This is a genomic window from Paraglaciecola sp. (genome assembly GCF_030730205.1).
Classification (GTDB): Bacteria; Pseudomonadota; Gammaproteobacteria; order Enterobacterales; family Alteromonadaceae; genus Paraglaciecola.
The window spans coordinates 1-4159 of sequence record NZ_JANQVQ010000099.1 but is presented as its reverse complement, the minus strand read 5'-3'; the positions used below and the strand labels follow the sequence as shown (position 1 = coordinate 4159).

Annotated in this window: 2 protein-coding genes and 1 pseudogene; all 3 read left to right on the top strand. The window is 36.7% G+C overall.

All coding sequences use genetic code 11. From position 1 onward, the window contains the following. Nucleotides 1-1140: pseudogene (locus tag NWQ57_RS07900) on the top strand (hypothetical protein); the annotation flags it as partial. Beyond that, complete coding sequence (locus tag NWQ57_RS07895) at nucleotides 1140-3215, top strand: hypothetical protein (RefSeq protein WP_306021601.1); 2076 nt, start codon at nucleotides 1140-1142, stop codon at nucleotides 3213-3215. The pseudogene NWQ57_RS07900 and the gene NWQ57_RS07895, both read left to right, overlap by 1 nt. Beyond that, on the top strand, nucleotides 3212-3676 hold the full coding sequence (locus NWQ57_RS07890; protein WP_306021600.1) for a hypothetical protein: 465 nt from the start codon (nucleotides 3212-3214) through the stop codon (nucleotides 3674-3676). The genes NWQ57_RS07895 and NWQ57_RS07890 overlap by 4 nt, the downstream gene beginning before the upstream one ends. The last annotated feature ends 483 nt before the right edge of the window (nucleotides 3677-4159 follow it).

The window sequence follows — 4159 nt, the reverse complement described above, 5'->3', positions numbered from 1 at the left end:
GCTTACGCGATAGAGCTTGGATTAAAGGACTCAAATTTAACCCAAAAAGATGAGCTATTTTTGAGGCTTGGAAGAATTCTAATTAAAACAGGGTGGAATCTGTCCCCAGTTTTAATGCTTGAAATCGACGACATTCTAAAATTAGACGTTCCCGTAACAGGAAAAACTGCACATTTCGTCCGACTATTTAAGAAAAGGGCAGGATACAAAACACAGTTTTATGAGTTCGAATTAGACGAAGATGGAATCCAAAACGAAGGATTGATATTTGGAGCAAATGTCATAAACGCACTGGCTGACCTTGAGTATATTCGTGATAAAATCTCATCAAATTTACGTTCTCACCTCACAGATACTAGCAAACTGAAATACCGACTTTGTATTTATAGAGATAAAGACGGAATAGTAAAAGGACCAACCCATGTTAATTTTAGTCATAGATTAAACGAAATTATCATGAGGTACGATTGCAAGGTTCAATTTAATGTGCAGCGTATTCGTAAAGGAGGGCTGAACTACGTCTATAAAAAGTATGCAAAGAATTTTAAAGAATATCAAAAAGCCGGACAGCATTCTTTAAAGATGTTTTTAGATGTATATCTTAGAGATGAAGGCGTTAAATCAGAAGAAACCTTAGCTTCAGCCACTTCAATAATGTCAGATTATTTTTCTGGCAGACCAATATCTGAAGATATTATTATCGTTACTGAAGTACCTGCTGACACCAAGCAAACTCCTACTGGAAGGTGTGCATCGCACGGCAATGACTTTGAAGCTGAAGTATTTAGTAATCAACAACAAAGACTAAATAGAAGCTCAGAGAGCGAAAGCTCACAGTGTGGGGATTTTAATGCCTGCCTTTTTTGTCGCCACTTTCGGGTTGTCGCAGATGCAGAGCATGTATGGCGTCTATTGTCCTATCATCACTTTGTCTTAGCTGAAATGGAGCGAGGCATAAGTGATTACGAAAGCACTACAGATCAAGCAGAATATATTGATGTATTAAACAACCGCATAGAAACAATTCTCGCTGAGCTGAACGAGATAAATAGTAATGCAGTTGAAACTGGCAAATATTTATTGAAAACCAATGGCTGTCATGAGGATTGGGCCTTCTTTGTAAATGTAGGAATTGGATAGTGAAGATTGTTGATCTAATAGAACATATTTCTACAGCTGATGAGACTGGTTTGCTTAGGATCAAGCCGTTTAAAAACGTGGAATATGAACGAATAAAATCAGTTGTTGTATACAAATCGGAAAGCATTTATTTAGATAGGAATGGTGAGTGGTTATTTGATCATGACATTTGGAGAGAAACAGGTAGCAGATCTGTAAACTTTTCATCCCTTTCAGGAGCTATCAAATATGAAGTTAAGGCCGCATTTTTACTTACTAATTGTACTGGCTGTTTTGAAGGTGGACAGGGGATAAAATTCGACAGTGTCTGTATGCAAATCTCTCCGTTACTCAAGCTAGCGAAATGGCTACAGAACTATAGTGTAACTTCTTTTTTTGATTTTAATTCATTACCAAGTCTTCAGAAACGTAATTATATCATTGCATTTATAACCAACAAACTGCTGGTTAATAGAAAGGTAGGCCTACATAATTTCAAAGTAAGGTTTTTTGAGGAAAACTTAAACTACGGATTGTTTACAGCTGAAACACTTTCTATTTTTGATGAAGAGTTTAGCAATCACAAAGTTACTGAACTAAAGCTAAATAACCAACTGTCACACACCATTGTACCTTCAGGAATTTTAAAGCAAATCATAAATCAATGCGATAAAAAACTAATCCTAGCGAAAAGTGTTATAGATACTTGGGAGGCTACCAATGACAAATATGTAACCTCCATTCGAGATTTAGCTGAGACTAGAATCCAGTATCAAAGTGCATCTCCTATCACTAACAAAACAACACTGCGCAACTATTATGAGTTATTTCGTGAAGATTTCAATGCGTTAGATAATCTTAAACTTGATGTATTAATGTACATCTTGATCTATTCAGGAATGCGCAAAGAAGAAGCGCTGTCATGTACAACTGGTTGCGCGATAGAACATGATGGGAAATATTATGTCGAGGCTGTTTTGACTAAAACAGATGTGACTTCAATAAAAATGAAGTGGGTGGTAAACAAGGATACCTATGATGCCATCCAGTTGCTTGAACGTTATGTTATAGCTATGCATAAGAGAGCGAGCGCAATATTGGAAAACTCAAACATTTGGATTTCAGATGAACTTGAGCATAAACTGCGTCAAGGCCTAAAAGAAAGTCTTTTGTTCGGCGTAGCTGACACCAGCGCATCGATTAAGTTTACTAACGCCTCACTTGGTGATCTGACTATCTATGACAAAAAGGTTCACGGTAACAAAGACAGTAAGTTTTCTTTGCATATGTACCAGTTCGCTATGACTGCGCAAGATGTGGATCAACTGGAATCACTAGGTTGTAACTATAAGTCAATCAAAGGCCGTAACAAAGGCAAAAAATATGTCGAAGGAGAGATATTTAGAATTACAGCACACATGCTTCGTCACAATTTTGCATGGTTCATTATTGCTAACAGATTAGGAGAGCTTGATGATATAAAGCATCAGTTCAAGCATCTAGCTAGTTCAATGACAATGGTTTACGCATCACGAGGATTTGAAAGCGCTGATGAAATGATAGGACTTTTTGAAAATTTTGAAGAACTGCTAATTGAAAACATTGCTGAAAACATCGCACAGGAAGCCGCTGACGGCACTTTGACTGGTGAAGGTGGAAAGAGACTTAATAGTGGTGCAAAAAGCCTTATATTTAACGTCACAGCTTCTAGTGGCTCGGATACCGGGAGGACGGTAAAACAGCTACATTTTAAAAATTTAAGTGCATACAAAGAGTTTTTGGTTCAGAACCTAAAAAACATTCGTGGTCTCCCTCATGGATATTGTACCGCAGGGCCTGCATGTAAACTCAAAAATGTCGGGCTTCCAAGTGGATGCGTATACTGTCCAAACTACATGGTAACTGAGAAGCAGCGAGTTAATTGGCAAGCAATGAAAAACTTTGCAGATAAAAAGTTAGAGCAATATGTCCAACTTTCTCCTGAAAAACAATCAGAATTCTCATTAATGGCTGAAAGCTGGAGAGACACAAGAAACGCGGCGGCAGTAATTCTTTCAGGCACTAAGTCTCCTAAAGTAGATGAGGTTGTAGCATGATATATGAAGTCAAGAAATCTGGCCAAGAGCTGATGAGGAATGCTTTAAATGAGCTTATAGATGACCCTTCCGCAAAGATAAATATGAAAAGAGTCGCTGATAAAGCGGGGCTGAATCACGCTCTTTTTAGGAAAGGGTCTTATGCGAATATAAAACAAGATATTATTGATGCTCAAAAAGCAAGGGAATTAGAGCTACATAACCAGTCAAAAGAAAATCAAATCATAAATCTCAAGATGAAGCTAGAGACGGCAAATAGCAAGTTAAAACAACAATCTGAAAAGCTACAAAATCCTTCTCCTAAGACAGTTAAGGAAACTGAAGGTGTGATGATGGCTCGATTGGTAGAAATGTACCGATACAACGATCTATTAAGAGCAGAACTAGCTCAGAAATATGGCGAAGATATCAACGAAGAAACTGGTGAGATCATCAGTATTGATAGTATGAAGCGAAAGTAAGAGAGTTTTTAATAGGCACTAAAAAAATATGAGCATTAAGACAACTGGTTGACAACTCCCTCAAATAAAAATTTTTATGAAATGTATAACTGAGGATACGAAAAATTTAGAAAAACTGAATAGCTGAAATTACCGAAAAAATGGTAATTAAATTTAATCAACGAACTCTCACAAATTAAACAATTATGCTGTTTTTAAAATGGGCAACAATATTCTTGATAAATGGGGATGTAATACCAACCAGAACCAAGAAATATTTTGCGTAACTAAAAGCACTTTCCGTCGTTAAATAAAAGATTCATGTAACATTAAATTGAGTGGTGATCAGCTCAAACGCTTTATCTATTCTGTCAATATCCATCAAACACTATGAATTATTGTAAATAATCACGATAAGTTACTGCTCGTTTCACCATAAATTTACCAGTTAATGCGGTCTTTCCGCACTATAACTTTAACCCGATCGTAACATCCATTATCAAA

Coding starts and splice junctions, on each gene's coding strand:
- NWQ57_RS07890 (WP_306021600.1), top strand. CDS start 3,212: ATGATATATGAAGTCAAGAAATCTGGCCAAGAGCTGATGAGGAATGCT.